This window comes from Caballeronia ptereochthonis (assembly GCF_001545075.1).
Taxonomy (GTDB): Bacteria; Pseudomonadota; Gammaproteobacteria; order Burkholderiales; family Burkholderiaceae; genus Caballeronia; species Caballeronia ptereochthonis.
The window spans coordinates 1-24,134 of the sequence record NZ_FCOB02000059.1 but is presented as its reverse complement, the minus strand read 5'-3'; the positions used below and the strand labels follow the sequence as shown (position 1 = coordinate 24,134).

Genomic DNA, 24,134 nt, shown 5'->3' with positions numbered 1-24,134 from the left:
TCGGGATATCGGATCACAGACGGCTTGTGGTTCTTGTGTGTTGTTGGGCATCTGAAATTTATTCGATTGCGTCAGGCAACTCGCTCAACCGAGGAGCCAGGACGACATTCACGCAAGGGCGGACCGCAAAAGACCTGGAACGGTGCTGGATTTCGTCGCCAAAGCAAGTCGTGCCCCATTCGCGCGTGGCCGACCCGAAAATAGAAACTTAGCAGGCAGATCCTACGACAGCGTTAGGGCATGACGATAAATTTTGGTTCTCCGATGCTTAGTATCGGATAGGCCGAGAGTGTGGACTGGCGCGGCCTGGATGCGGCCTTTGTCTTTGGCAGTGGAGTCGGCGAAGCAGTGGCTTCGCGCTGGATCCGTGGATCGCACGTTCCAGTATATGGGTTGAAAGTCGGGTTGCCAAAGCCAAAGCGAGGAAGTGCGAAGACCTGCGGCGTGCGGCGCGTCAAAGATAGCCGCGTCGACGATTTGATGGCAGCAGACGCACGCCCGACTGCCTGTCGATAAACATGGATCGCGAATCGAGAAGCGTCGGCCGGCTAACGGAGCGCGGCAGGCGCGTCATTCGCTGCGGTTCGTCCATGCTTGTCTGCGCAGGTTGCGGACAAGTCATGGCAGACTTGCAGCGGTTGTTGTCATTGGAAACCAACGGTGTGTCGAGCCTGATCGTGCAGTCAGGCGTCTTGACCTTTCAACCGTCGTCTCTTGTCTCCTTCCGCCGGCTGTCACGAATTAACAATATCCTTGAACGCCTTGCCGGCCGCGAACTTGACCGTCTTTGCCGCCGGAATGGTGATGGCCTCGCCTGTCGCCGGATTCCGGCCAGTTCGCTCTGATCTCGCTCCCGTCGAAAAGGAGCCGAAGCCGATCAGCTGGACCGCATCCTGCCGTGTCACCGCCTGCGCAATCGTTTCCAGGATGGCGTCGATTGTTGCCCCCGTGCTGGTCTTGCTTTCACCTGTAGCTGCTGCAACAGCGTCGATCAGTTCTTGTTTATTCACGATGGGTTCCTGAAAGCGTCCGCGAAATGCGGACCGAGGTGTCACGCTACCGCATCCACGCGTGAGTGCGCAAGCAGAAGCCTCCGCGCGGCAACCGGAGAGCCGCTGCCGCTGGCAGCAGTCTGAAATCGCCGAACGCGGGACGGGCTTCGTGAATGCCGAAGGGCAGCGCGGCAATCATCGTGAAGAGCATCGACAAGCCCAAGCGATCGGTCCCGCCGGCACTCGAGATCCGATGCCCGATCCGGGAGCGTGGATATCGACGATGGGACCAAGGTCGCAAGTCGGGTTCGCGCAAGAGACGCCGGAAACGGTCGAATGTCATCGCATCACGGGTAAGAACGGCTTCGTGACGAAGCTCGGCATCACAAGCATCGGCCCGCTTCCTCGCGTATGGTCGACACGCCGGTTGCCTTGCGCGCGCCGCCGCTGCGCATTCGATGAGGGTCTTCGAAAGCGTCAATGGTTCGGCTCGTTTTTCGTGATCGCCCCGTTGTGAGGATCGACGTGCAGTTCGTAGATCCTGCCGCCCTTGGTCGCCTCGCCTTCCCAATGACCGTCATCGGCCTTCAGATAGGCATTCGCGTAACCTTGGTCAGAGAGTTTCCGTATGGCCTGCTCTTTGGGCATCCAGTCTGAACCGGGCGTGTCGGCAAGCGCCGCGGAGGCACCAATCAGGGCAACGAGCGCCGTGGCTGCAGGCAGTCCTTTTGCGTTCAGTGCGTTTCAGTCCGACCTCGCAGCAATGTACGCGCCGCGCACACTTGATGAGGCGGTCGAGCATCGCATCGGCTGGATGGGCGGCTGGTTCGCCCGAAAACGGCGTCGTGTCGATACACCCGGGCACGACGCCGGGCATCGAGTCCGTCACCGTCGCATGAGGCCCATGACCAGCGTAACGAGGAAAATGACGAGGAAGATGAAGAACAAAATCTTCGCGATACTGGCGGCGCCAGCCGCAATGCCGCCGAAACCGAGCGCCGCGGCGATGATCGCGACGATGAAGAAGACCAGCGCGTAATAGAGCATGACGTTATCTCCTTGGGATCGAATGTCCGCGCAAAGCATGCGCACGGACCGTGCCCACGCGGAAGCAAGCAGTATTCCTTACCGGATGGAGCGGACAGTTTTGCCGTGATATCCTTGCCCCTCGCCCTGCGTACACCATCGAACCCGTATCGCATTGCGAGCGCGAATCACCCGCCTGTGAACGGCCGTTAAAAAACGCGCGCCGTCTGCCGTTAATCAAAAAGGACGTGAAATAGACACGGCACGGGCTGACTCTCGTTCGCTCGTCGTTCCGCGTTATTGACTGGTCTTGCAATACGGGCACCCTTCCAGCGGTGCTATCCCTGAAAAAGGGCCATGCTCGCCTGGTTGACGATCCGCGGTTCAAGGTCGATCGCCTCGCCCGCTCGACCATCGAGCCGCATGCGGCGGGCATCCCACCACCGAAAGCACGAACGCGACACGTTCGTATGTCCATTGTTCCGACAATAGATTTGAATGCGGCGCCGTTACGGCCCCATTAGGAATGAATTGATGAAACCGGCAAGGAATTCGCTGCGGTCGCGCTTTGGCCGCTACATCGCGTGCGGTGTGATCGCCGCCGCGCTCGTGGCAACCGTGGGCTTTCTTCACTGGCGCCACGAGCTGCGTTTCGCGCGACCCGAGCCTGCGGCGCTGACTGGCGTCGCCCATCAGATGCGGCATGACGCATCGGCGTGGACGCATCAGGAAAAGGATGCTTCGGAGATGCTGCGCGATATTCGGGCGCAGAACGTCGCCGCGATCGGCGTGAGCCGCGATGCGATTCTGGTCTCGACGCTGAAGGGCGAAAGGTACTACGTGGCCGATCATGACGGCGCGTTCTCGAATGCACTGCTGCTGGGCGATCTCAAGCCGGGCAGCGCCGCCTCCTATCAACTGGTCTGGCTGCCGGACGCCGACGTGCGGACCGGGATGGCGCGCTGGACCGAGATGTTCGACCGCACGCGCGATGTCCTGAGCCTGCTGCTGCCGGTATTGATGATCGGCGGCATCTTCTGGTTCATGCGCCGTGAGATGAGGGGCGGAGCCCGGCTGCTCGGCGAGTCGCCGGCGCTGCGTTTCGACGACGTCATCGGCGCAGGCGAAGCGAAAGCGGCACTCGCCGATGTGCGTGCATGGCTGACTGAACCGGCACAATTTACCGGCATGGGCGTGCGCGCGCCATGCGGCATCCTGATGACGGGCGGGCCGGGCGTCGGCAAGACGCGGCTCGCGCAGGCGCTGGCGGGTGAATGCGGCGCGAACTTCATCGCGATCACCGGCAGCTACTTCAGCGCGAAGTACTATGGCGTCGGCATCCAGAAGGTCAAGCATCTGTTCGAGCTCGCCCGCAAGAACGCGCCGACCGTGATCTTCATCGACGAAGCGGACGGGCTCGGCAAGCGGACCGACAGCGGCGGCGGCCCAGTGGAAGCGGAGAGCAACCGCATCATCAATCAGCTGCTCGCGGAAATGGACGGCTTCGAATCGAACGAAGGCGTCATCATCGTCGCCGCGACCAATCATCCGGACAATCTCGACGACGCGCTGCGACGCCCCGGCCGTTTCGACCGGACGGTGCAGGTACGTCTGCCGGGCCTCGAAGACCGCGCGGAAATTCTGCGCTTCTATGCCGCCAATCTGAAAACGAAAGCCGACGACATCGATTTCAACCAGCTCGCGCGTCTGACGACCGGCCTTTCGCCGGCTACGCTGTCCATGATCGCCAATCAGGCGGGGCTCGTCGCGCGCAAGGCCGGCGCGCGCGAAGTCGGGGCCACGCATTTTCTCGAAGCGATCAAGATCGCCCGCATCGGCGACATCAACGGCGCCGAGCGCGCGCTGTCGGACGACGAGCGCACGCGCATCGCGGTGCATGAAGCGGGTCACGGGCTCGTCGCCGCTCTGCTCGACACCGGCGTGCTGGAGGAAGTCACGATTCTTCCACGCGGCGGCGCGCTCGGCGTCGCGTTGATCACGAAGATGCAGGACAAGCATCTCTATCGCGAGACGGAAATGCGCAACGAGATCCAGGTGCTGCTCGGCGGGCGCAATGCGGAACTGCTGATGTTCGACGAAGCCTCCAGCGGCGCGGCGCATGATCTTCAGGAAGCGTCGCGCATCAGTCTCGACATGGTGTCGAAACACGGCTTCAACGCGGACGGCAATTTGTTCAGCCTCGCGGCCTTGCCGCAGCAGTACGCGGGCCTGCAACTGAAGAATTCGATCGAGCATGCCAACGCGCTTCTGCACGATCTGAGCGACGCGTGTCTGGCGCTGTTGCAGGCGAACGAGCCGGTGTTGCGTGCAATCGCCGGACAGTTGCTGGAATCGGAGACGGTGCCGGGCGAGACCGTTTATCGTCTGATCAGGGAGCACGCTGCGGCCGTCGCGGACGCGGAAGCGGACGCTGAAGCATTGGCCGCCTGAGCGATCCGTCTCGCGTGACGTAGTACCCGCATCGGCGCTACGAAGCCCGCTTGCCGTTCAAGCAAGCGTCGATGGCGACTTTCGCCGCCGGCACCGCGGCGATCGCTTCCACCAGATCCCTGAAGCCATCGGGCGGAAAGGGATGGTCCGCGTCCGGCAGACTCTGAAGCGGGCAAGGCTCCAATCCGTGCGGGTCTTCGATGAAAAGCGAAAACAATCCCGCGCTGTTGGCGCTCACTCGCAAGAGAAAGCCGCGATGAGATTCCCTGTATTCGATCGACGAAGGCCCGATGACCGGCGGGACGAGGTTCACGTCGATAGGATCGGCGCTTCTTCGCCGCCGGATCGTCGCCCGGATCAGTGAACGAAAACACATAAGATCTTGTTTCCAGTGGTATCGACGTCCGCTCAGTTGAAAACCGGGGGAAGGCGCGAGCGCCCGGGTGCCTTGCTCGTCGCGGCGATCGCCGAACCTGTCGCGAACGAGCAGCTCACGGAGCACATCGTCGGCGTCGTGATCGAGGTGTTCGCCAGCGAACCGGTCACCGTGACCTTGTAGTACGCGTTGGCGGTCAACGGCTGACAAGGCACGCACATAGACCGAGCCCGGCGCGTTTGGCGATCATCCAGGCAGGCAAGCGAGCCGCCGCTGCCGCCGCAACCAGCGCCGACACTGCGACCAATGCCTTCTTCATCTTCTTCCCTCGTGGCGTCCGCTCATTGCCTCTTCGCCCGGCGCGGCGCGCGGCGGCGAGTGAGCGAAATCATCGTGGGATCCGGCCGCAGCCCTGCCGCGCCGCAGACGCATGATCGCCCGGCGGCAGGCGCGGCGCCGGACAACGCGTCCGGAAAAACTTCTCGAATCGTCCGAGCCGGACCACGCGCGACACGGCGCTTAAGCTTCAGCTTAAAACCGCCGTTAACACGGCAACCAGGCCGAACCCGGCAGACCGGGCCGCACGCGACTATCCCATGCCGAAACCGCTCTACTTCGACAGTGCCTTCATCGATGCCGACGCCGCCGAGGAAATCTGGCGCGAGAGTCTCAGGCCGATGTACGAAATCCATCGCCTGGCAGGCGCGGCGTTTCGAGCGACGATCCGGACCTGGGACATGGGCGGCGCGATGTTGATGACGCTTCACGGCGCGGGCGACGAAGTCCAGTTCAGACGGACGCGGCGGCGCATCGCGACGAGCGGCGTCGACCACTATCTGCTTCATTGCCTGCTGGGCGGATCGCTGACCTCCGAGTCCGCGGAAGGCGCGCAGCGCGTTCCGGTCAACAGCGTGGTGATCCGGGACATGGCGGTCGAGAACGTGGGCATCGCCCGCGACGCGCCGATGATCACGCTCAGCATTCCGCGCGCGGCACTCGACAGGCGCATGCCGGTCGGCGCGCGGCTGCACGGCGCGTGCTGGGACGCGAGCGATCCCATCGGTGGAATGGTTGCCTCGCATATCTGCTCTCTCGCCAGGCTGGCGACGGACATGAGCGACGAGCAGGCGGCCCTCGCGGCCGGGGCGACGCTGGACCTGCTCGGCGCGTGCCTCGTCCCGAAGACCAGGTTCGATACGAAGAAGGACGATCCGCGTCTCGCGCCGATGCTGCGCGCACGCGCGCTGTCCCACATCGAGCAGAACCTGCTCGATCCGGATCTGGATGCCGAATCCCTGCGCCGCGCGCTGGGCATCTCGCGCACGGCGCTGTACGAATTGTTCGACGAGACGGGCGGCGTCGCCCGCCATATCCGCGACCGCCGGCTGGACGAGGCGATGCGGCGGCTGGTCTCGCCGCGCCACGGCCGGGAACGCATCGCCGAGATTGCCTATGCGATGGGCTTCGGGAGTGAAAAGACGTTCAACCGGGCGTTCAAGGAGCGTTTCGACTGCGCGCCGGGCGAAGCGCGCGAGGAAGGAAGCTTTCGCCCGGCCAAAACAGCCTATGTCGACGATTGCAGCAACGTCGGCGCGATCGCGGCGCAGTATCACGCGAAAGTGCGCGGCATTCGCGGCTGATGTCGAAACCGTGCCGGGCGGAAGGTGCGGCACATCGTGCGGCGTCCGGGTCGCGTCGTGCCCGAAGCGCGCTTCGGCTCGTTTCCGGCGTATGTCGAACACCGTACGCACGCGGAAATTTACTTGCGTTTTCTGTTAAATATTTCGATACTCGACAAGTGTTTTCCAGTAAAGGAAACCGGGAGAATCGAAATGACTGATGTTTATCGCAGCAAAGGGCTTTCCAGCGCGCTTTCCTACCAGGATCCGAAGGCCGCGTTTCGCTGGCTCGAAGACGCATTCGGTTTCGAGCCGCTATTCGTCATCCTCGATGCCGACGGCAATCTCGCCCATTCCGAAATGACCTACGGCGCTTCCGTGGTCATGATCGGCAGCGAATGGAGCGAGGACCACAAGAGCCCGCGTTTCGTCGGCGGCAAGAACACGCAGTCCGTTCATGTCCAGCTCGCCGAGGGCGAGGACATCGATGCGCATTGCGCTCATGCGCGCGCGGCCGGCGCGTCGATCCTGATGGAGCCGCAAACCCAGTTTTACGGCGACCGGACCTATCGCGCGAAAGACCCCGAGGGCCATATCTGGACCTTCGGCGTCACCGTGCAAAGAATGACGCCCGAGCAGTGGGACAACGCAAGCGGACTGACCACCCGGACGCGCCTCGATTGAGCGCCTCGGTCGACAGGATCCTCGCGGCGCTGGCCGACCCGCATCGCCGACGCGCGGTGGAGCTGCTGGGCGAGCGTCCGCGCCGCGCGGGCGAACTGGCGAGCGCGCTCGATCTGCCCGCGCCGGCGCTCAGCCGTCACCTGCGGCTCCTGAAAGCGTCGGGACTCGTCGAGGAGCGTCATCCGGAGTTCGACGCGCGCGTGCGCATCTATGCGCTGAAGGATGGCGCCATGGCCGACCTGAAGCAATGGGTCGCCCGCACCGAAACGATGTGGACGGCGCAGTTGTCCGCGTTCAAGGCTCATGTGGAAAAGGAGGATCGATGACGGCCTCGGTCATGGTTTCGCTGCGCGTCGGCGCGTCGCCCATGCGAGCGTTCAAAGCGTTCACCGACGACATCGGCCAATGGTGGGTGCACGACCCGTTGTTCATGCTGACTCCGAAAGGCGACGGCCGTTTGCGTTTCGAACCGGGCGAAGGCGGCAGGCTGGTCACGACCCTGCCGGACGGCTCGGAGTTCGAGGTTGGCCGCATCACCGTGTGGAAGCCGGGTGAGCGACTCGCTTTGACATGGCGACAAGCGACGTTCACGCCGGAACAGTCGACGCATCTCGACGTGCGTTTCGAAGCGATCGGCGACGAGACGCGCGTGACCGTGGAACATCGCGGATGGGACACCATCCCGCAACGTCATGTCGCCCGGCATGGCTTCGAGCTCCTGTTGTTCCAGCGACGGCAAGTGGATCACTGGCGGGCACTGCTGGCGTCGCTCGAGAACGCGCTGAGCGACAACAGGCAGGAGCGCCGTCCGGCTAGCTGATTTCGTGCATGCCCGAACCTGCGCAACCCACGAGCAAGCGTTCGAGCTCGCGCACGTCCGGGCATTCGTCCATGTTCAACACGGCTTGCGCCAGCGCGTCGGCGGCGTCGCTTCCGGTCACGCCGCTCGCAAGGCCACGATACTTCGCCAGCAGGCGCGCGTCGTCGAGCGGACGGCGCGGGTCGCCCAGCGCGATCGTCGTGCGCAATGATCGCACCGAGCCATCGGCATACGTGACGGTGACTTCGGGCTCGTCGAGATCGCCAAGCGTCGCATCGGGTTCGAGCACGATCCGCTCCATCATCGATACGACGCGTTCATCCCCGCGCGCGCCTTCGACGAACGCATCGATGCCCGCGTCCCCGAACACGAGCGCGGCAGCGAGCGCATAGGGCATGCTCATCTGCGCCGACGCCAGGTTCACCGGCTTGCGGTCGCCGCACATCGCATGGACGAACGCGCTGAGCCTCACGCGTACATCGACGACCGGGCCATCGCCCGCGAGTTCGATGAGCGCGTCGAGGGCCGAATGAATGCTGCGGCAGCACGCATGCGGCTTGATCGAGCAGCGCATGATCTTCCAGTTCGTGCCGAGCTCCGCGACGAGCGCCTCGGCGCATGCCGATTCGGGCGCGAACGTGCGCAGGAATCCGCCCCACACGTCTTCGAAAATGCGGGTAGCGCCGCTCATGCCGCCTGCCGCGAGGAGCGCAGCCGTCAGGCCGCCCTCCGCCGCGCGTCCGGAATGCAGGCGCTTGGTCTGCGATCCGTCATGGATGAAACCCCACAGTCCGCCCGCGAAGCTCGCCGCATGGCCGAGCGCCGCGCCGATGCCGCGCGCATCGAGACCGAGTACGCGCGCGCTCGCGGCTGCCGCGCCGAATACGCCGCAGGTCATCGTCGAATGCCAGCCGCGTCCGTTGTGCGCCGAGTAGCCGCCGCACGCTTCGAGCACGCGCCGCGCGATGTCGTAACCGAGCACGATCGCATGCAGCAGTTCCGCGCCCGAGGCGGGCCGCTCGACGCGGCCGAGCGCCGCGAACGCCGCGGGCACGACGACCGCGCCCGAGTGATCGCAGCCGCCGGAGTCGTCGAGTTCGAGCGCATGGGCCGCGACGCCGTTGATGAAGGCGGCATCGCGCGCGCCCGCGCGTCGCGACGTGCCCCATACGATGGCGTCTCCGGTCGAGTCCATCACGGATCGTGCGTGTCGCGCCGACTCCGTGCGCGCGCCCGCAAGCGCCGCGCCGAGCGTATCGAGCAGGTGCCGCTTCGCTTTCGCGACGACTTCATGCGGCAAATCGTCGAACGACGTATCGGCGACGAAGCCCGCGAGTCGTTCGGATAAAAAGCGCTCTCTCATGTTCATCGGACCGCGCTCCTGTGATGCTCGAAGATCTCGACCGGATGTCCGGGCTCATTGGCGGCACGCCGCTCGCGCCACCACGCCGCGGCCTGCGCGCCGGTCGCGAACCAGACATCGCCGCGCTCGCGCATCGTCGCGAGCAACGCGCGCAGCACGCCGATTCGCCCCGCCGTTCCGATGATCTCCGGATGCAGCCGCATGACGAAGCACAGTCCGAAGCGATGAAACGCCTCGAAATCGCGCGTCCAGTTGCCGAGCACTTCGCGATACGACGCGATGCGCGACTGGCCGATGGGCACAGGTGGCGCGAGATTGAACGCGAAGTAAGGCTCGTCTTCGAGCTCCGGGTGCAGCGGCAGTTCGATGAGCGGGGCGTCGCGATGGTAGTAAGGCAGATCGTCGCCGTGCCATGCCGAGGTCCATGCGATGCCTCGCGCGTGCAGATGCCGGCCGAAGCCCGGCGCCCAGTTTCCGGCAAACGGGCGAAAACCCTCGAACGCGCGGCCCAACGCTTCGGCGAGCGCGGCATGGCCCTGATCGAACGCATGCTTTTGCTGTGCGGGATCGAGCGCGTCGAAGTCTTCGCAGGCATCGCCGCTGACGCCGATTTCATGACCGGCCGCGTCGATGCGCAAGACGAGATCGCGATGCGCTCGAACGACCTGTCCCGGCACGAACCAGCTCGAAGGGACCTCGAATTCCGCGAGCGTCGCGAGCAGGCGATCCACGCCGCGCTTCGCGCCGTAACGCCACACGGACAGCGATTTCTCGCGGCCCGCGATATCGGGCGCCTGCGTGCGAATGCCGAGATCGTCGTTGAAATCGACCGTGAGGATCACGGCCGAGCGAGCGCCGCCAGGCCATTTCGGATTTTGCGTCATGCGTTTGCCTGCCCGCTTTCGATCCACCACCCGGCGACTTCGCTTCCCGTCGCGAACCAGACGTCGCCGGCCGCGAGCATATGATCGACGAAGCCCTCGATGAGCGCGATGCGCCCCGGTTTGCCCAACACCTTCGGATGAAACAGCGTGGTCATGCAGAGTCCCTCTTCGTGCGAGCCGTCGAACTCGCGGCGCCAGTTGTCGAGCGTGGTCTCGTAGCTCGCGATACGGTCGAGCCCTGCCGGAAAATCCGGCCTGCGGTGATAAGCAAGCGACGCGTAATCGTCCAGTTCCCAGCGCGCCGGAATTTCGATCAGGCCGCTCTTCGCATCGAGCACGTAGGGACGATCGTCGCCGCGCATCGAGCTCGAATAGCGCACGCCGAACTCCGCGAGAATGCCGGCGGTTTCAGCGGTCCAGTCGCCCGATGGTGTGCGAAAGCCCACCGGCCGCACGCCGAGATGACGCTCGAACAGTTGCGTCGAAATTGCCATCACTTCGCGCTGGCGATCCGCCGTGAGCGTCCAGAACGCCTCGTGCCGATAGCCGTGACACGCGACCTCGTGTCCGCGGCGCACGATCTCGCGGCATTGCGACGGCCAGTTTTCTATCACCCACGCGGGCACGAAGAAGGTCGCGCGCACCCCGCGTTCGCCGAGCACATCGAGAATCCTGCCGAGCGCGCGCCACGGCCCGTAAGCGCCCAGCGTGAAGTACGCGGGGTTGCGCCAGATCGATCCGTCGAGCATCGCGCCGCCGGTGGGGCCGTCGAGATCGAACGCGAGCGCGACGCACGAACGTCGTCCCTGCGGCCAGCGCGGGCGCGTCGTCTCAGTTGCTGGCATTGATCAGCGCCTTCTGCACGGCCTGTTCATGCAATCCCCACTTGGCGAGAATCTTTTGATACGTGCCATCGGCGATCAACTGATCGAAAGCCTTCGTCACGGCGTCGTTGACCGCCGTGTTGTCCTTCGCCATGCCGACGCCCATGTACTGCGACATGAACGGCGCACCGATCGTCACATACGCGTTCTGATCGATCTTGTTCTGATAGGGCATGGTCTCGCCGCCCTGCACGGCCGCGTCGAGCCGTCCCTGACGCAGCTGCATGCGCGCATCCGACGAGCCATCGGTGCCGACCACCGCGATCGGCTTCTTGCCCGCCTTCACGCAATGCTCGTCGCTCCACGCCTTGATGTTGGTCGGAAACGACGTGCGGCGGCTCGAACCGATGTTCTTGCCGCACAGCGCATCCATGTTGGGGAAATCGCCCGCGCGCGTCTTCAGCGCATAGAACTGCGGCCCGCTTTTGAGGTAGTCGAGAAAATTGACCGACGCGCGCCGCTCGGGAATGTCCGTCATGCCCGAGAGAATGATGTCGACGCGCTTCGTCGCGAGCGCGCTCAGCATCTGGTCGAAGCTCGTCTCCTGCCACACCATCTTCACGCCCATCTTTGCGGCGAGCGCTTCGCCGAGATCGATGTCGAAGCCCGTCAGCTTGTCGGTTTCCGGGTCCTTGAACTCGAAGGGCGGATAGTTCGGCACCACGGCCGCGACGATTTCCTTCTTGCCGAGCGCGGGCGCCTGCGCGCCGGCGGCATCGACATGCAGCAGCACCGCGGCGAACGTCAGTGCACAGAGGCTACGCAAGCGAAGAGTGGCTTTCATGAGATGACTCGCTCCTGATTCGATGATTGTTTGATTGAACTTCAGGCCAGCACGGCGGAGATGAAATCACGCGTGCGGGCTTGCCGCGGTTCGGACAGCACCTGCCCGGGCGGTCCCGCCTCGACGATCTGCCCCTGATCCATGAACACCACGCGGTTCGCCACCTCGCGCGCGAAACCCAGTTCGTGCGTGACGATGATCATCGTCATGCCGCTCTCGGCGAGGCCGCGCATCACGGCGAGCACTTCGCCGACGAGTTCGGGATCGAGCGCGGACGTGGGTTCGTCAAAGAGCAGCAGTTGCGGATGCATCGCGAGCGCGCGCGCGATCGCGACGCGCTGCTGCTGCCCGCCCGACAACTCGACGGGAAACGCGTTGCACTTGTGACCAAGCCCCACGCGCTCGAGCAGCACGCGTGCTTCCTCCTCGGCCTGCGCGCGCGGACGCTTCAACACGTGCACGGGTCCTTCGATCACGTTCTCCAGCGCCGTCATGTGCGGGAAGAGATTGAAGCGCTGAAAGACCATCGCGGTGGCGAGACGCTGCCGCGCGATCTGCCTCTCCGAGAGCTCGTGGAGCTTGTTGCCCGCCTGCCGGTAGCCGAGCAGCTCGCCCTTCACCGAGAGCCAACCGTCGCTGATGGTTTCGAGCTGATTGATGCAGCGCAGGAAGGTGCTCTTGCCCGATCCCGAAGGTCCGATGATGCACAGCACCTCGCCCTCGGCGACATCGAGCGTGATGCCCTTCAATGCCTGAAACTCGCCGAACGACTTGCGCACGTCCACGGCGCGTACGATTGGATTCATCCGTGTCTCCTCATTGACGGCTCGACGCCCTGCCCGCCCCGCGCGCATAGCGGCGCTCGACGCGCGTCTGCAGGAACGACAGCACCGTGACCACGACGAGATACCAGATCGCCGCGACGATCAGCAGTTCGATCACCCGGCCGTTCGCGTAATAGATGTTCTGCGCGTTGTGCAGCATCTCCGCGTACTGGATCACGCTCGCAAGCGACGTGAGCTTGACCATGCCGACGAGCTCGTTGCCGATGGGCGGCACGATCACGCGCATCGCCTGCGGCAGGATGATGCGGCGCAGGGCCTGCAGACGCGGCATGCCGATCGACTTGGCCGCCTCGTACTGCCCCGTATCGACCGAGAGCAGCCCCGCGCGCACCACCTCCGACGTATAAGCGCCCTGATTGATGCCGAGCCCGAGAATCGCGGCGAGAAACGGCGTCATCACGTCGACGGTGCGCAGCGTGAACACGCCCGGTATGCCGATCACCGGAAACACGAGCGCGAGGTTGAACCAGAGCAGCAGTTGCAGGATGACCGGCGTGCCGCGAAAGAGCCACACGTAGCCTTGCGATATCGTGCTCAGCACGGGATTGCTGGAGAGCCGCATCACCGCCGTGATGACGCCGAGCGCGATGCCGAGCGCCATCGCGAGTATCGTCATGACGATGGTGTTGCCGAGGCCCGTGAGAATCGTGCGCGCCGTGAGAAAGCGCCCGACGGTCTGCCACTCGATCTGCCCGCGCGCGAACGCCGCGACGATATAGCCGATCACGACAATGATCGCCGCCGACGCGACATAGCGCCCCCAGTACTTGCGGCGCACGCGCTCGAGCGTGGTCTGCCCCGTCGTCATCGAATGCTGCGCCTGCTCGGCTGCGCTCAACATGTCGGACCTCCGTATTCGTTCGCCCACGCGCTCTGCCGCGCGAGCGCCAGCTTCAAACGGTCGATCTGCTCGACGACGCGCGCGGGCGCCGTGCCGCCGAAGCCGCTGCGCGCATCGACGGCGGCTTCCAGCGTGAGGTGCTGAAGCACGTCGGCGTGAAGGCGCGGATCGATCGCGACGAGCATCTCGGCGGTCACATCCGACAGCTCGATGCCACGCTCCTCGCACGCGCGCACGAGCGCGCCGGTGATCTCGTGCGCCTCGCTGAAGGGCACGCCCCGCAGCGCGAGCCAGTCGGCCACTTCGGTCGCGAGCGTGAAGCCGAGCGGCGCCTGCCTGCGCAATTCGTCCACGTCGACGCGCATCGTGCGGATCATGCCGGCCATCGCAGGCAGCGTGAGCGCGAGCGTGTCGATGCCGTCGAACGCGGCGTTCTTGTCCTCCGAAAGATCACGGTTGTACGCGAGCGGCAGCGACTTGAGCGTGGCAAGCAGCCCGCCCAGATTGCCGATCAGCCGCCCCGCCTTGCCGCGCGTGAGTTCGGCGATGTCGGGATTCTTCTTCTGCGGCATGATCGAGCTGCCGGTCGCGTAGCCGTCGTCGAGCTCGACCCAGCGGAACTGGCGGGAGGTCCAGAGAATCACTTCCTCCGACAGCCGCGACAGATCGACGGCCAGCATGCTCATGACGAACAGGAATTCGGCGACGTGATCGCGCGCCGCGACGGCGTCGATCGAGTTCTCGCACGGCGCGTCGTAGCCCAGTTCCTCGGCCGAGAGCGCCGGATTCACGCAGATAGCCGAGCCCGCGAGTGCGGCCGCGCCGAGCGGCGAGCGCGCGCTGCGGCGATCCCAGTCGATCAGCCGATCGACATCGCGATAGAACGCCTGCGCATGCGCGAGCAGCTGATGCGCGAACACCACCGGCTGCGCCGGCTGCAAGTGCGTAAAACCCGTGCTGTAGCTGCGCAGATGCGTCTGCGCCTGCGCCACGAGCGCGTCCTGCAGCGCGATCACGTCGCGCGCCAGCTTGCGCGCCTTGTCGCGCAGAAACAGCCGCAGATCGTTGGCGGCCTGATCGTTGCGCGAGCGTCCCGCGCGCAGCTTGGCGCCCGTCGCGCCAAGGCGTTCCGTCAGCACGCGTTCGAGAAACGTGTGCACGTCCTCGTCATGCGGCGACGGCGCGAGCCGGCCTTCGACGAATTCCGCGCGCACGCGCTCCATTTCGTCCAGCAGGCGCTCCAGCTCACCGCCGTTCAGCACGCCCGCGCGCCGCAGCTCGCGCGCATGGGCCTTCGAGCCGGCCAGGTCATAAGGCGCGAGCCTGAAAAAACTTTCCTCGGAGCGCGACAGCGCCTTGAGTTCCGCCGCCGGAGCCGATCTGAAACGTCCGCCCCACAGCCGTTCGGTACCTTCCGCCACCTTCATGTCTCTTCCTCGTCACGTTGAGTTCATGACGAGCATAGGCCTACAATTTTTTTGTTTGTAGCGAGATTTTGAACCTGCTTTAATGAAATTTTTCTCAGCATCTCGCTCGTGAACCCATCGAACGACCATGCGTAGCCGACTGCCGCCCCTCAATCCGCTGCGCGCCTTCGAGGCGACGGCGCGCCATGCCACGGTCGCGAAAGCCGCCGAAGAACTCAACGTCACCGCGAGCGCGGTCAGTCATCAGGTGCGCGTGCTGGAGGACTCGCTCGGCGTCGATCTGTTCGTGCGCTCGCGGGCGCGCCTGAAGCTCACGCCGGCCGGCGAAGCACTGCTGCCTTCGGTGCGCGGCGCGTTCGAGATGATCGCGACAGCCGTGGCGAAAGTGGGCGAAACGGTCGTCGCGGGCGACCTCGTCGTGTCGGCGCCCTTGTCGTTCACGTCGCGCTGGCTCGCGCGGCATATCGGCGATTTTCTGCATCGCTATCCGGCGATCAAGCTGAAAGTGATCCCGTCGAACGACGACAAGGAAGTCTATTCGCCGGGTGTCGACGTTTGCGTGCGCTACGGCGAAGCGCACTGGAAGGACCGCTCCGTCACGCTGCTCGAACATCCGGCGCTCTATCCGGTGGTGAATCCGGCGCTCATGAACGGCCCGAAGGCGATCCGCTCGCCCGACGACCTGCGCCACTACGCGCTCTTCTGCGAGCACGCGGGATCGTGGATGCGCTGGCTGATGGAGGCGAAAGTGGAGCATCCCGAACGCATGCGCATTCTGGAAATCGGCAACGCGCACATCGCGATCGAAGCCGCGCTGCATGGTCAGGGCGTGGCGCTCGGCGACAGCATCTCCGTGCGCGACGATCTCGTCGAAGGCACGCTCGTGCGGCCGTTCAAGGCGACGGTGCCGTCGCGGCATCCCTACCATATCGTGCGGCCGCCGGAACTGGCCGACTCGCCGCTCGCCTCCGCTTTCGTCTTCTGGCTCGAACAGCAGGTGCGCGAGTCGGCCTAGCCTTCGTTGCGATGCCCGAGCATCAACGCCATTAATACAAAGGATCAGAAAAGAGACTTTTACTTATCAATTTTGGCTCCCGATAAAGGCGGCATGCCCGCGCAGTCGACGCGGCTCCCTCACCGTCAACGTTCGGAGATGCCCATGGCTTCGGTCCGTCCCGCCGCCTCCTCGCCCGCCTCAGCCGTCCAGCATGCGGCGCCCAACGACATGAAGAAGATCGCGGTCGCCAGCGTGATCGGCACGACCGTCGAGTGGTACGACCTGTTCGTGTTCGCCACCGCGTCCGCGCTGGTCTTCAACAAGGTCTTCTTTCCCGGCTTCGTGCCGCTGATCGGCACGCTGCTCGCGTTCGGCACGTTCGCTTCCGCGTATCTCGCGCGCATCGCGGGCGCCGCGCTCTTCGGCCATTTCGGCGACCGGCTCGGACGCAAGTCGATGCTGCTCGTCTCGCTTCTGCTGATGGGCGTCGCGACCTTCGCGATCGGCCTGTTGCCCGACTACGGCGTGATCGGCATCTGGGCGCCCATTCTGCTGCTCGCGCTGCGCATCGTGCAGGGTCTCGCGCTCGGCGGCGAATGGGGCGGCGCGGTGCTGATGGCCGTCGAGCACGCGCCGGCGAACAAGCGCGGACTGTACGGCTCATGGGTGCAGATCGGCGTGCCGGCCGGCACGCTCATCGCCAATCTCGCGTTTCTCGTGACGAGTTCCCTGCTCTCGCCCGCTGCGCTGCTTTCGTGGGGCTGGCGCGTGCCGTTTCTCGCGAGCGCGCTGCTCGTCGGCGTCGGACTTTACATCCGCCTGAACATGTCCGAGACGCCGACGTTCGAGAAGGTCAAGGCCGCCGCAGCGCAAGTGAAGCTGCCGCTCGCCGCCGTGCTCTCGCGCTACGGCAAGCAGGTGCTGCTCGGCGGCATCGCGACGATGTCCACCGGCACGTCGTTCAACCTGATCGTCGCCTTCGGCCTCACCTATGGCACGCAGACGCTCGGCTTTTCGCGCAACGCGATGCTTTCCATCGCGTTGATCTCCTGCGCGCTGTGCATCGTCATGCTGCCGCTCTTCGGCCGCTTGTCGGATGTGATCGGGCGCAAGCCGGTGATCATCGGCGGCATCGTCGCGGAAGCGCTCTTCGCGTTCCCGCTCTTCTGGCTGCTCGATACGCGCGACTTTTCCTTCGCCCTGCTCGGCTACGTGCTGATGATGAGCGCCTTCGCCGCCAACTACGGGCCGATCGCCACGTTCCTCGCCGAGCTCTTCGGCACCGAAGTGCGCTACTCCGGCCTCTCGGTGAGCTACATGCTCTCCGGTCTGCTCGGCAGCGCGGCCACGCCGATCGTCACGACGGCGCTGCTGTCCGCCACGGGCCACGGCTCGTCGATCGCGTGGTACATGATCGGCTCGGCCGTCATATCAGCCATCGCGCTCGTGATGCTGACCGAAACGCTGCGCACCGATTTCGCCGCGAGCAAGGGTGACCGCGCATGAATGCGACGCTGCTCGAACAACTGGCGCGGGTGAGCTTTCCGACGCTCGGCCATTTCCTCGATGACGGATTCGCCGATCACGGCATGCATTCGCTCCTCGCGAACGTGCGGATGATCGGCCGCGTCATCACGCTGCAGCTCGCGGACGCCGACGCGATCGCGGTGAACCGCGCCCTTGCGCGCATCGTGCCGGGCGACGTGCTCGTGATCGACATGCAGGGCGATCATGCGCACGCGCCGGTGGGCGCCGTCACCGCGACGGCGGCGGGTCAGGCAGGCGCGGCGGGCGTGGTGATCGACGGCGTCGCGACCGATGTGCCGGAGCTGCGCGGCATCGGCCTGCCGGTGTTCGCGCGCGGCACGAGCGTGCTCACCACCAAGCGGCACGGGTTGGACACGAGCCGTCATGACGTGCCCGTGCGCTGCGGCGGCGTGCGGGTCGAGCCCGGCATGATCGCGCTCGGCGACGACAACGGCCTGCTCTTCGCGCATGCCTCGACGCTTCACGAGGTGATCGAAACGGCGCTTGCATCGGACCGCGCCGAGCCCGCGATACTCGCGCGTCTGCGGGCGAACGAGCCGGTCGAAAGCGTGCTCGGCGTCGTCCGGTAAGGCAAGCATTCGCGCCGCTAATGCTCAGCATCAAAACAATGAAATTGACCGTGCCCGCTGTTTCGTCGAACACTGGCGCGCCACCTTCGCAAATCCCGGGAGACAGTCAGATGGGTTCATCCGAGCTTCAAATCGTCACGAGCGGCGAGTCGCTCTTCCCGCCCGATGAATGGGCGGTGCGCACCGATCTCGCCGCGCTGTACCGGCTCGTCGCGCACTTCCGCATGACGGACATGATCGACACGCACATCTCCGCGCGTCTGCCGACGAAGCCCGGCGAAGCACCCGCATTCCTGATCAACCGCTATGGCCTCCTGTTCGACGAGATGCGCGCGTCGGACCTCGTGAAGATCGATCACGCCGGCAACGTGATCGACGAGCGCGCGAAAGCCGACCCCGCGCGCTTTCGCGTGAACGCGGCGGGCTTCACGATTCACTCGGCGATTCACATGGCGCGCCACGATCTGCGCTTCGTCGTTCATACCCATACGGCCGCGGGCATCGCGGTATCGGCACAGGCAAGGGGCCTTCTGCCGATCAGCCAGCACGCGTTGAAGTTCTACGGCAAGCTCGGTTATCACGACTACGAGGGCATCGCGCTCGATCTCTCCGAGCGCGAGCGGCTGGTGCGCGACTTCGGTCCGCACAAGGCGATGATCCTGCGCAATCACGGTCTGATCGCGGGCGGCGCGAGCGCGGCCGAAGCCTTTCATGAAATCTATTTTCTGGAGCGCGCCTGTCAGGCGCAGGTTCAGGCGACGTCCGGCGGCGCGGAGTTGATCATTCCACCCGCCGAAGTCCGCGAGCGCACGGCGCGGCAGTTCCTGCGCGACGATTCCGCGGAGATCACCGAAACGGCGTGGCACGCGGCCTTGCGCCTCATCGACGATCCGGATTCCGACTACCGCACGTGATGCGCATGACCACCATCGCCCTTCTGAGCCAGAGTTACGACATGTCTCATCTGGTGGCGTCGATCAGGCGCGCCGCCCCCGAATTCGATGTCGTCATGCACGACGATCCGCGCGCAGCCCACGCGGAAGTCGCCGCGTGCTGGGACCCGCCACGCGGCGCCATGGCGCGCATGCCGAATCTGCGGCTGATTCACAGCATCGCGGCGGGCGTCGACAACATCCTCTCCGATCCGGCCCTGCCCGCGCTGCCCCTGTGTCGCGTCGTCGATCCGCAGCATGCGCGCGGCATGAGCGAGTTCGTCACATGGGGCGTGCTGCATTTTCATCGGCGGCTCGACCGGGTGCTCGTCAATCAGGCGCGCGGCCATTGGGAACGTTTCGATCAGGCGCATCCGGCGATGTGCACCGTCGGCGTGATGGGCCTCGGCGAGATCGGGTCACGCGTCGCGAACGATCTGCAACGTCTCGGCTTCACCGTGCGCGGCTGGGCGCGCAGGCCGCGTCCGCTGCCGGGTATCGAGCTGTTCGAAGGCGCCGGCGCGCTGCAAGCGTTTCTCGAAGGCACCGACGTGCTCGTGTGCCTGCTGCCGCTCACCGGCGAAACGCGCGGCATCCTGAACGCGCGCACCTTCGCGCTGCTCAAGCCGGGCGCGAAGCTGATTCACGTCGGGCGCGGCGAGCATCTCGTCACGGCCGATCTCACCGATGCCCTTGCGAGCGGACGACTGGGCGGCGCGATCGCCGATGTGTTTCCCGTCGAGCCGCTGCCCGTGGATGACGCGCTCTGGAACGTGCCGAATCTGATCGTCACGCCGCACATGGCTTCGGTCGCGAGTTCGGAGACGATCGGGCTGCAGGTCGCGCAGAACGTGCAGCGCCTCCTGCGCGGAGAGCCGCTGCACAACGTGGTGGATGTGCGGCGCGGCTACTGATTCCCGGTCGCCGCTTCACGGCCTTCGTGCTGATCGATGAAGGCGTGCAGCGCATCGATGAAGGCTGTCTCCGCGGCGCTGAACTTGCGGTCCTGCGACCAGAGAAAGTAGACGTCGAGGTCGGCTACGCCTTCCTCGGGCGGCAATCGCCTGAAGCGTCCCTGTTCGATGTCGTCGCGCATCACATGCGCGGGCAGGCAGCCGATGCCGAGCCCCGCGAAGATGAAGCGCTTGACCTCCGACATGCTCGACGACGATGCGATCACCCGCCCCGTGAAGCCCTTCTCGTCGCGAAAGATCGTGAGCGGCGACATGTGATCGCCCACCTTGTCGCCGGAGAAGGAGACGAACTGCTGGCTCGCGAGATCGGAAAGACGCACCTCGTCGCGCCCGAAAAGCGGATGATGCCGCCCGCAGAAGAGCGCGTAACGCTGGCGCAGGAACACGCGCGCTTCGACGCGCCGCGGCAACGCGCGCCGCGGAGACAGGCCGAGCGTGGAGGCTTTCTGCTGGAGGTTGTTGACGACATCGGCGCTGCGCATCACCTGGCTTTCGAAGTCGATGCGCGGATAGGTGCGATGAAACTGCGCGAGAAACTCGTCGTAAGCCGGAAAGTCGATGCCGCTCACGATCGCGATGCGCACCGTGCCGGAGATGTCGTGATCGCGGTCGACGTCGGCGAGCGAGAGGCGCGAGATCGTGCCGTAGATCTCCTCCGCGATCTGCTGCACCTCGATGCCCGCCTGCGTCACTTCGATGCGCGGGCCGTGCCGGTCGACGAGCCTCAAGCCCAGTTGCTCCTCCAGACGGCGCAGCGCCTGGCTGACCGCGGGCTGCGTGAGATGCAGGCGCGTCGCCGCGCGGCTCACGCTCTTCTCGCGCGCGATGGCGAGAAAGGTCCGCAGCAGGTTCCAGTCGAGGCGGTCGTTCAGATAAGTGTCGGGCCGGTCTTTGCTCATGCGGATCTCGAATCGGAAGGATTAGCCGAAATCATACTCAGAATAAGCATTGAAAATTGGACGAATTATTTTGATCTCGCGATAAAGACGGGATCGCGCGAGGCTCGCCTCGCCGGCAACGACAGCAGACACGCTCAGGAAAACGAATGATGCAGACAATGACGACCCATCGCACGCGCACATTGGCGGCCTTGCAGCGCACATGGTTGTTCGTGCCGGGCGCACGTTCCGAGGCGCATGCGGCGGCGCTCGACTCGTCGTGCGACGTCATCGTCGCGGACCTCGAAGAAATGACCGCGCCGCACGATCGCCCATCGGCGCGCGAGCGGATCGTCGCGTTACTCGCGAATGCGCGCGCGTGCGGCGCGTTCGGCGCGGTGCGCATCAACCGCATGGAAGAGGACGGTGCCGCCGATCTCGAAGGCATCATGCGGGGCCGTCCGGACGCGGTGTTCCTGCCGCACGCGGAGACGCCGGAGCAGCTGATCGCGCTCGATATGGCGCTCGGTGAATGCGAAGCGCGCTTCGGCATCGCGCCGGGAACGACGGCCATCGTGCCGACCATCGAATCCGCGCGCGGACTGGCGCGGCTCGCCTCGCTGCTGGCGGCGAGCCCGCGCATCCGTTACTGCATGCTGGCGTCGGAAGACCTTGCGGCGAGCCTCGGTGCGCGCCGCACGCCGCAAGGCGACGAGTTGCGTTACGCGCGCAGCCGCTTTCTGATCGAGACGCTCGGCGCGGGCTGCCGTCCGATCGATCTGCCTTGCACGTATCGATCGCCCGCGACGCTCGATCACGATCTGGCAATCGCGCAGCAACTGGGCTTTCGCTCGAAGTGCGCAGTGTTCGTCGAACAGGTCGATGCGATTCATCGCGCGTTCACGCCCTCCGCTTGCGATGCGCAGGCCGCGCAAGCGCTGCTCGATGCGTTTCGCGCACAAAGCGCCGCTGCATCGTCGCGCTTCGACGAGAACTGGATCGATGCGCCCGAAGCCAATAACGCGCGGCGTATTTTGGAGCGCCATGCACTTGGTCAGCGGCTGCAAGACGAGCGCAATCAGTAAAACGTCAAACCTCACAATCGAACGCAACGCCTGACCGGACCTCTCATGTCGACAACTTCAGCTCATGCTTCCCAGCCGGTGCGCGCGGCGCTGGCCGCGTTCATCGGCACCGCCGTCGAGTTCTACGATTACTACACGTACGCCACGGCCGCCGCGCTGATTCTCGGCGACGTGTTCTTCCCCAGCTCGAATCACTTCGTCTCGACGATGGCTTCGTTCGGCACGTTCTTCGTCGGCTTCGTGGCGCGGCCGCTGAGCGGCGCCGTGTTCGGGCACCTCGGCGACCGCATCGGCCGAAAGAAGATGCTCATCCTCACGATGTTCCTGATGGGCGTGGCCACCACGGGCATCGGCCTCCTGCCCGGCTATGCGCAGATCGGCATCTGGGCACCGGTGCTGCTCGTTCTCCTGCGCGTGCTGCAAGGCATCGCCGTGGGCGGCGAATGGGGCGGCGCGGTGCTGATGGCGAGCGAGCACGCGCCCGCCGGACGCAGGACCTTCTTCGCCTCGTTTCCGCAGATGGGCAGCCCCGCCGGACTGCTCCTCTCGCTGATCGCGTTTCGCCTCGTGACCTCGCTCGACCACGACAGCTTCGTCGCGTGGGGCTGGCGCCTGCCGTTCCTTGCGAGCTTCGTGCTCTTGCTGATCGGAGTCGTGGTGCGTGTCGGGGTCGACGAATCGCCCGAGTTCAAGCGTGTGCGCGAACACGGCGCGGTTGCGAAGTTTCCCGTCGCAGAGGTGCTGCGCACGTCGTGGTATCCGATCGTGATGGCCGCGGCCGCCACGACCATCGGCTCGGCGGGATTCTTCTTCACCAATACGTTCATGATCTCGTATGTGACGACCTATCTCGGCATGCCCAAGCCGTTCATTCTCGACTGCCTGTTCGTCGTCACGGTGATCCAGTTGCTGTCGCAGCCGGTGTCGGCCCTGCTCGCGCAGCGCTTCGGCGAGACGCGCTTTCTGATCTGGGCGGCCTCGCTGTGCATGGTGGTGCCTTATCCGATGTTCCTGCTCGTCAATACGCAGCAGCCTGTCGCCATCGTCGTCGGGATCTCGCTCGCCGTGGTGTCGCTGTCGGCCGTGTATGCCGTGATCTCGGGCTTCATGACCCCCGCGTTTCCGGCGCGCGTGCGCTATTCGGGTATCTCGATTGCCTATCAGCTGTGCGCGATGATCGCGGGCGGCACCACGCCGATGATCGGCACCGTGCTCGCGCAGAACTATCACGGGCAGTGGTTGCCGCTGGCGGCGTTCTTCACGCTGCTGTCGTGCGTCTCGCTGATCGGGATCGTCGGGCTGGGGCGGTATCGCGGGAAGCTGGGCGAGGTCGTGGCGCTGAGGATCTAACGGCTCAGTGCGGGATAGCGCCTGTGCTTGCGCGGGCGCCTGGACATTTTGGTGGATGGTTTGACGGAAGACGGTTAGTTGCAGGCACTGACCCAGCGAGTCCGCTCCGGAGCATCGACAACTATCCGCGTTCGTTTCGCGGATAGCGCCGATGAACGCGCTTCAGCGACGCAGCTCCGCCCGCTTGAGTCGGCCGCTGTAATAGCGCTCGCGCGACACGCGGATTGCGGCATCGAAATCCGGCTCCGTCGCGAGATGCCGATGATCCACGCTGACGAGCCAGCCGTGCGCGGATCGGCACCAGCGGATTCTTCCCTCCTCGTACAGTTCGGAGAACCAGCGCCAGAGCGTGGCATCCTCCTTGTCGGCGAGCTTCGCAGCTTCGCTCCGAACGTTCTCGCGAGTAATCGCCAGCATGGTTCCGCGGGCCTCAGGCCAGTTCGCCGACTAGTTCAGGCACGACCGCGAACAGATCGCCGACGAGACCGTAATCGGCGACGCTGAAGATCGGCGCTTCTGGGTCCTTGTTGATCGCGACGATCACCTTCGAGTCTTTCATGCCGGCCAGGTGCTGGATCGCACCGGAGATGCCGACCGCCACGTACAACTGCGGCGCGACGATCTTGCCGGTCTGGCCCACTTGATAATCGTTCGGTACGTAGCCCGCGTCGACCGCCGCGCGCGATGCGCCCAGCGCCGCGCCCAGCTTGTCGGCCAGCGGCTCCAGCGTCTTCGTGTAGTTCTCGCCGCTGCCCAGACCACGCCCGCCCGACACGATGATGTTCGCGCTCGTCAACTCCGGACG

At 65.0% G+C, this 24,134-nt stretch carries 26 protein-coding genes; 12 read left to right on the top strand and 14 right to left on the bottom strand.

Annotated features, from left to right (window positions below; genetic code table 11):
- Positions 1-734 precede the first annotated feature (734 nt).
- The 3 genes from AWB83_RS34470 to AWB83_RS34460 form a co-directional block, all read right to left on the bottom strand.
- Complete coding sequence (locus tag AWB83_RS34470; RefSeq protein ID WP_087050070.1) at positions 735-1,010, bottom strand: HU family DNA-binding protein; 276 nt, start codon at positions 1,008-1,010, stop codon at positions 735-737.
- A gap of 459 nt (positions 1,011-1,469) precedes the next feature.
- Positions 1,470-1,715, bottom strand: a complete 246-nt coding sequence (locus tag AWB83_RS34465; RefSeq protein ID WP_279629110.1) for a PepSY domain-containing protein — start codon at positions 1,713-1,715, stop codon at positions 1,470-1,472.
- A 162-nt stretch (positions 1,716-1,877) separates the two neighbouring features.
- Positions 1,878-2,039, bottom strand: coding sequence for a DUF1328 family protein (locus AWB83_RS34460; protein ID WP_086961576.1), 162 nt, complete (start codon positions 2,037-2,039; stop codon positions 1,878-1,880).
- Positions 2,040-2,552: 513 nt separating this feature from the next.
- On the opposite strand from AWB83_RS34460, the gene AWB83_RS34455 reads away from it, so the two are divergent.
- The gene (locus tag AWB83_RS34455; protein ID WP_087050076.1) at positions 2,553-4,469 is read left to right on the top strand and encodes an AAA family ATPase; all 1,917 of its coding nucleotides are present in this window, start codon (positions 2,553-2,555) and stop codon (positions 4,467-4,469) included.
- A gap of 37 nt (positions 4,470-4,506) precedes the next feature.
- Here the strand turns inward: AWB83_RS34455 and AWB83_RS36330 are convergent, their stop codons facing one another.
- Positions 4,507-5,055: a hypothetical protein gene (locus AWB83_RS36330; protein ID WP_143750151.1), complete on the bottom strand. Its 549-nt coding sequence runs from the start codon at positions 5,053-5,055 to the stop codon at positions 4,507-4,509.
- 386 nt (positions 5,056-5,441) lie between these two features.
- On the opposite strand from AWB83_RS36330, the gene AWB83_RS34445 reads away from it, so the two are divergent.
- From AWB83_RS34445 to AWB83_RS34430, 4 genes are all read left to right on the top strand, one after another.
- Positions 5,442-6,485 carry a helix-turn-helix domain-containing protein gene (locus AWB83_RS34445; RefSeq protein WP_087050067.1) on the top strand — a complete coding sequence of 348 codons (1,044 nt, stop codon included), beginning with the start codon at positions 5,442-5,444 and terminating at the stop codon, positions 6,483-6,485.
- A 192-nt stretch (positions 6,486-6,677) separates the two neighbouring features.
- Positions 6,678-7,148 carry a VOC family protein gene (locus tag AWB83_RS34440; RefSeq protein WP_087050075.1) on the top strand — a complete coding sequence of 157 codons (471 nt, stop codon included), beginning with the start codon at positions 6,678-6,680 and terminating at the stop codon, positions 7,146-7,148.
- Positions 7,145-7,474, top strand: a complete 330-nt coding sequence (locus tag AWB83_RS34435) for an ArsR/SmtB family transcription factor (protein ID WP_087050066.1) — start codon at positions 7,145-7,147, stop codon at positions 7,472-7,474. The genes AWB83_RS34440 and AWB83_RS34435 overlap by 4 nt, the downstream gene beginning before the upstream one ends.
- Positions 7,471-7,968 carry an SRPBCC domain-containing protein gene (locus tag AWB83_RS34430; protein ID WP_087050065.1) on the top strand — a complete coding sequence of 166 codons (498 nt, stop codon included), beginning with the start codon at positions 7,471-7,473 and terminating at the stop codon, positions 7,966-7,968. The genes AWB83_RS34435 and AWB83_RS34430 overlap by 4 nt, the downstream gene beginning before the upstream one ends.
- Here AWB83_RS34430 and AWB83_RS34425 read toward each other — a convergent pair.
- The 7 genes from AWB83_RS34425 to argH are packed head-to-tail and all read right to left on the bottom strand — an operon-like array spanning position 7,961 to position 14,996.
- Positions 7,961-9,337, bottom strand: a complete 1,377-nt coding sequence (locus AWB83_RS34425; RefSeq protein WP_244197991.1) for an MmgE/PrpD family protein — start codon at positions 9,335-9,337, stop codon at positions 7,961-7,963. The two genes, AWB83_RS34430 and AWB83_RS34425, sit on opposite strands and share 8 nt — an antisense overlap.
- Entirely contained in the window at positions 9,334-10,215 is an 882-nt protein-coding gene (locus tag AWB83_RS34420) for a polysaccharide deacetylase family protein (protein ID WP_087050064.1), read from the bottom strand. Before AWB83_RS34420 ends, AWB83_RS34425 begins: the two co-directional genes overlap by 4 nt.
- Positions 10,212-11,060, bottom strand: coding sequence for a polysaccharide deacetylase family protein (locus AWB83_RS34415; RefSeq protein WP_087050063.1), 849 nt, complete (start codon positions 11,058-11,060; stop codon positions 10,212-10,214). The genes AWB83_RS34420 and AWB83_RS34415 overlap by 4 nt, the downstream gene beginning before the upstream one ends.
- Positions 11,047-11,883 carry an ABC transporter substrate-binding protein gene (locus AWB83_RS34410; protein ID WP_087050062.1) on the bottom strand — a complete coding sequence of 279 codons (837 nt, stop codon included), beginning with the start codon at positions 11,881-11,883 and terminating at the stop codon, positions 11,047-11,049. The genes AWB83_RS34415 and AWB83_RS34410 overlap by 14 nt, the downstream gene beginning before the upstream one ends.
- 41 nt (positions 11,884-11,924) lie before the next feature.
- On the bottom strand, positions 11,925-12,689 hold the full coding sequence (locus AWB83_RS34405; RefSeq protein ID WP_087050061.1) for an amino acid ABC transporter ATP-binding protein: 765 nt from the start codon (positions 12,687-12,689) through the stop codon (positions 11,925-11,927).
- Between the two features lie 10 nt (positions 12,690-12,699).
- Positions 12,700-13,569 (bottom strand): amino acid ABC transporter permease, encoded by an 870-nt coding sequence (locus tag AWB83_RS34400; protein WP_087050060.1) that lies wholly within the window; start codon positions 13,567-13,569, stop codon positions 12,700-12,702.
- The gene (gene argH / locus AWB83_RS34395) at positions 13,563-14,996 is read right to left on the bottom strand and encodes an argininosuccinate lyase (protein WP_208636839.1); all 1,434 of its coding nucleotides are present in this window, start codon (positions 14,994-14,996) and stop codon (positions 13,563-13,565) included. Before argH ends, AWB83_RS34400 begins: the two co-directional genes overlap by 7 nt.
- A gap of 127 nt (positions 14,997-15,123) precedes the next feature.
- Between argH and AWB83_RS34390 the strand changes: the two genes are divergently transcribed.
- From AWB83_RS34390 to AWB83_RS34370, 5 genes are all read left to right on the top strand, one after another.
- Positions 15,124-16,011: a LysR substrate-binding domain-containing protein gene (locus AWB83_RS34390; RefSeq protein WP_087050059.1), complete on the top strand. Its 888-nt coding sequence runs from the start codon at positions 15,124-15,126 to the stop codon at positions 16,009-16,011.
- 144 nt (positions 16,012-16,155) lie between these two features.
- A complete protein-coding gene (locus AWB83_RS34385; protein WP_208636838.1) occupies positions 16,156-17,499 on the top strand; it encodes an MFS transporter in 1,344 nt (447 codons plus the stop codon).
- Positions 17,496-18,110: an RraA family protein gene (locus AWB83_RS34380; RefSeq protein WP_087050058.1), complete on the top strand. Its 615-nt coding sequence runs from the start codon at positions 17,496-17,498 to the stop codon at positions 18,108-18,110. The genes AWB83_RS34385 and AWB83_RS34380 overlap by 4 nt, the downstream gene beginning before the upstream one ends.
- A 110-nt stretch (positions 18,111-18,220) precedes the next feature.
- Positions 18,221-19,024: a class II aldolase/adducin family protein gene (locus tag AWB83_RS34375; RefSeq protein WP_087050057.1), complete on the top strand. Its 804-nt coding sequence runs from the start codon at positions 18,221-18,223 to the stop codon at positions 19,022-19,024.
- Positions 19,025-19,029: 5 nt separating this feature from the next.
- Entirely contained in the window at positions 19,030-19,956 is a 927-nt protein-coding gene (locus AWB83_RS34370; protein WP_087050071.1) for a 2-hydroxyacid dehydrogenase, read from the top strand.
- Here AWB83_RS34370 and AWB83_RS34365 read toward each other — a convergent pair.
- Positions 19,950-20,915, bottom strand: coding sequence for a LysR family transcriptional regulator (locus AWB83_RS34365; protein WP_087050056.1), 966 nt, complete (start codon positions 20,913-20,915; stop codon positions 19,950-19,952). The two genes, AWB83_RS34370 and AWB83_RS34365, sit on opposite strands and share 7 nt — an antisense overlap.
- A 146-nt stretch (positions 20,916-21,061) precedes the next feature.
- Between AWB83_RS34365 and AWB83_RS34360 the strand changes: the two genes are divergently transcribed.
- Both AWB83_RS34360 and AWB83_RS34355 read left to right on the top strand, forming a co-directional pair.
- On the top strand, positions 21,062-21,979 hold the full coding sequence (locus AWB83_RS34360) for an HpcH/HpaI aldolase/citrate lyase family protein (RefSeq protein ID WP_244197990.1): 918 nt from the start codon (positions 21,062-21,064) through the stop codon (positions 21,977-21,979).
- 45 nt (positions 21,980-22,024) lie between these two features.
- Positions 22,025-23,329, top strand: coding sequence for an MFS transporter (locus AWB83_RS34355; protein ID WP_087050055.1), 1,305 nt, complete (start codon positions 22,025-22,027; stop codon positions 23,327-23,329).
- A 162-nt stretch (positions 23,330-23,491) separates the two neighbouring features.
- On the opposite strand, the gene AWB83_RS34350 is transcribed toward AWB83_RS34355, so the two are convergent.
- Both AWB83_RS34350 and AWB83_RS34345 read right to left on the bottom strand, forming a co-directional pair.
- On the bottom strand, positions 23,492-23,746 hold the full coding sequence (locus tag AWB83_RS34350; protein ID WP_087050054.1) for a hypothetical protein: 255 nt from the start codon (positions 23,744-23,746) through the stop codon (positions 23,492-23,494).
- Positions 23,747-23,759: 13 nt separating this feature from the next.
- A partial coding sequence (locus AWB83_RS34345) for an electron transfer flavoprotein subunit alpha/FixB family protein (protein ID WP_208636837.1) occupies positions 23,760-24,134 on the bottom strand: 375 nt, incomplete at its 5' end.

Coding starts and splice junctions, on each gene's coding strand:
- AWB83_RS34460 (WP_086961576.1), bottom strand. CDS start 2,039: ATGCTCTATTACGCGCTGGTCTTCTTCATCGTCGCGATCATCGCCGCG.
- AWB83_RS34455 (WP_087050076.1), top strand. CDS start 2,553: ATGAAACCGGCAAGGAATTCGCTGCGGTCGCGCTTTGGCCGCTACATC.
- AWB83_RS34445 (WP_087050067.1), top strand. CDS start 5,442: ATGCCGAAACCGCTCTACTTCGACAGTGCCTTCATCGATGCCGACGCC.
- AWB83_RS34440 (WP_087050075.1), top strand. CDS start 6,678: ATGACTGATGTTTATCGCAGCAAAGGGCTTTCCAGCGCGCTTTCCTAC.
- AWB83_RS34430 (WP_087050065.1), top strand. CDS start 7,471: ATGACGGCCTCGGTCATGGTTTCGCTGCGCGTCGGCGCGTCGCCCATG.
- AWB83_RS34425 (WP_244197991.1), bottom strand. CDS start 9,337: ATGAACATGAGAGAGCGCTTTTTATCCGAACGACTCGCGGGCTTCGTC.
- AWB83_RS34420 (WP_087050064.1), bottom strand. CDS start 10,215: ATGACGCAAAATCCGAAATGGCCTGGCGGCGCTCGCTCGGCCGTGATC.
- AWB83_RS34415 (WP_087050063.1), bottom strand. CDS start 11,060: ATGCCAGCAACTGAGACGACGCGCCCGCGCTGGCCGCAGGGACGACGT.
- AWB83_RS34410 (WP_087050062.1), bottom strand. CDS start 11,883: ATGAAAGCCACTCTTCGCTTGCGTAGCCTCTGTGCACTGACGTTCGCC.
- AWB83_RS34405 (WP_087050061.1), bottom strand. CDS start 12,689: ATGAATCCAATCGTACGCGCCGTGGACGTGCGCAAGTCGTTCGGCGAG.
- AWB83_RS34400 (WP_087050060.1), bottom strand. CDS start 13,569: ATGTTGAGCGCAGCCGAGCAGGCGCAGCATTCGATGACGACGGGGCAG.
- argH (WP_208636839.1), bottom strand. CDS start 14,996: ATGAAGGTGGCGGAAGGTACCGAACGGCTGTGGGGCGGACGTTTCAGA.
- AWB83_RS34390 (WP_087050059.1), top strand. CDS start 15,124: ATGCGTAGCCGACTGCCGCCCCTCAATCCGCTGCGCGCCTTCGAGGCG.
- AWB83_RS34385 (WP_208636838.1), top strand. CDS start 16,156: ATGGCTTCGGTCCGTCCCGCCGCCTCCTCGCCCGCCTCAGCCGTCCAG.
- AWB83_RS34380 (WP_087050058.1), top strand. CDS start 17,496: ATGAATGCGACGCTGCTCGAACAACTGGCGCGGGTGAGCTTTCCGACG.
- AWB83_RS34375 (WP_087050057.1), top strand. CDS start 18,221: ATGGGTTCATCCGAGCTTCAAATCGTCACGAGCGGCGAGTCGCTCTTC.
- AWB83_RS34370 (WP_087050071.1), top strand. CDS start 19,030: ATGACCACCATCGCCCTTCTGAGCCAGAGTTACGACATGTCTCATCTG.
- AWB83_RS34365 (WP_087050056.1), bottom strand. CDS start 20,915: ATGAGCAAAGACCGGCCCGACACTTATCTGAACGACCGCCTCGACTGG.
- AWB83_RS34360 (WP_244197990.1), top strand. CDS start 21,062: ATGATGCAGACAATGACGACCCATCGCACGCGCACATTGGCGGCCTTG.
- AWB83_RS34355 (WP_087050055.1), top strand. CDS start 22,025: ATGTCGACAACTTCAGCTCATGCTTCCCAGCCGGTGCGCGCGGCGCTG.
- AWB83_RS34350 (WP_087050054.1), bottom strand. CDS start 23,746: ATGCTGGCGATTACTCGCGAGAACGTTCGGAGCGAAGCTGCGAAGCTC.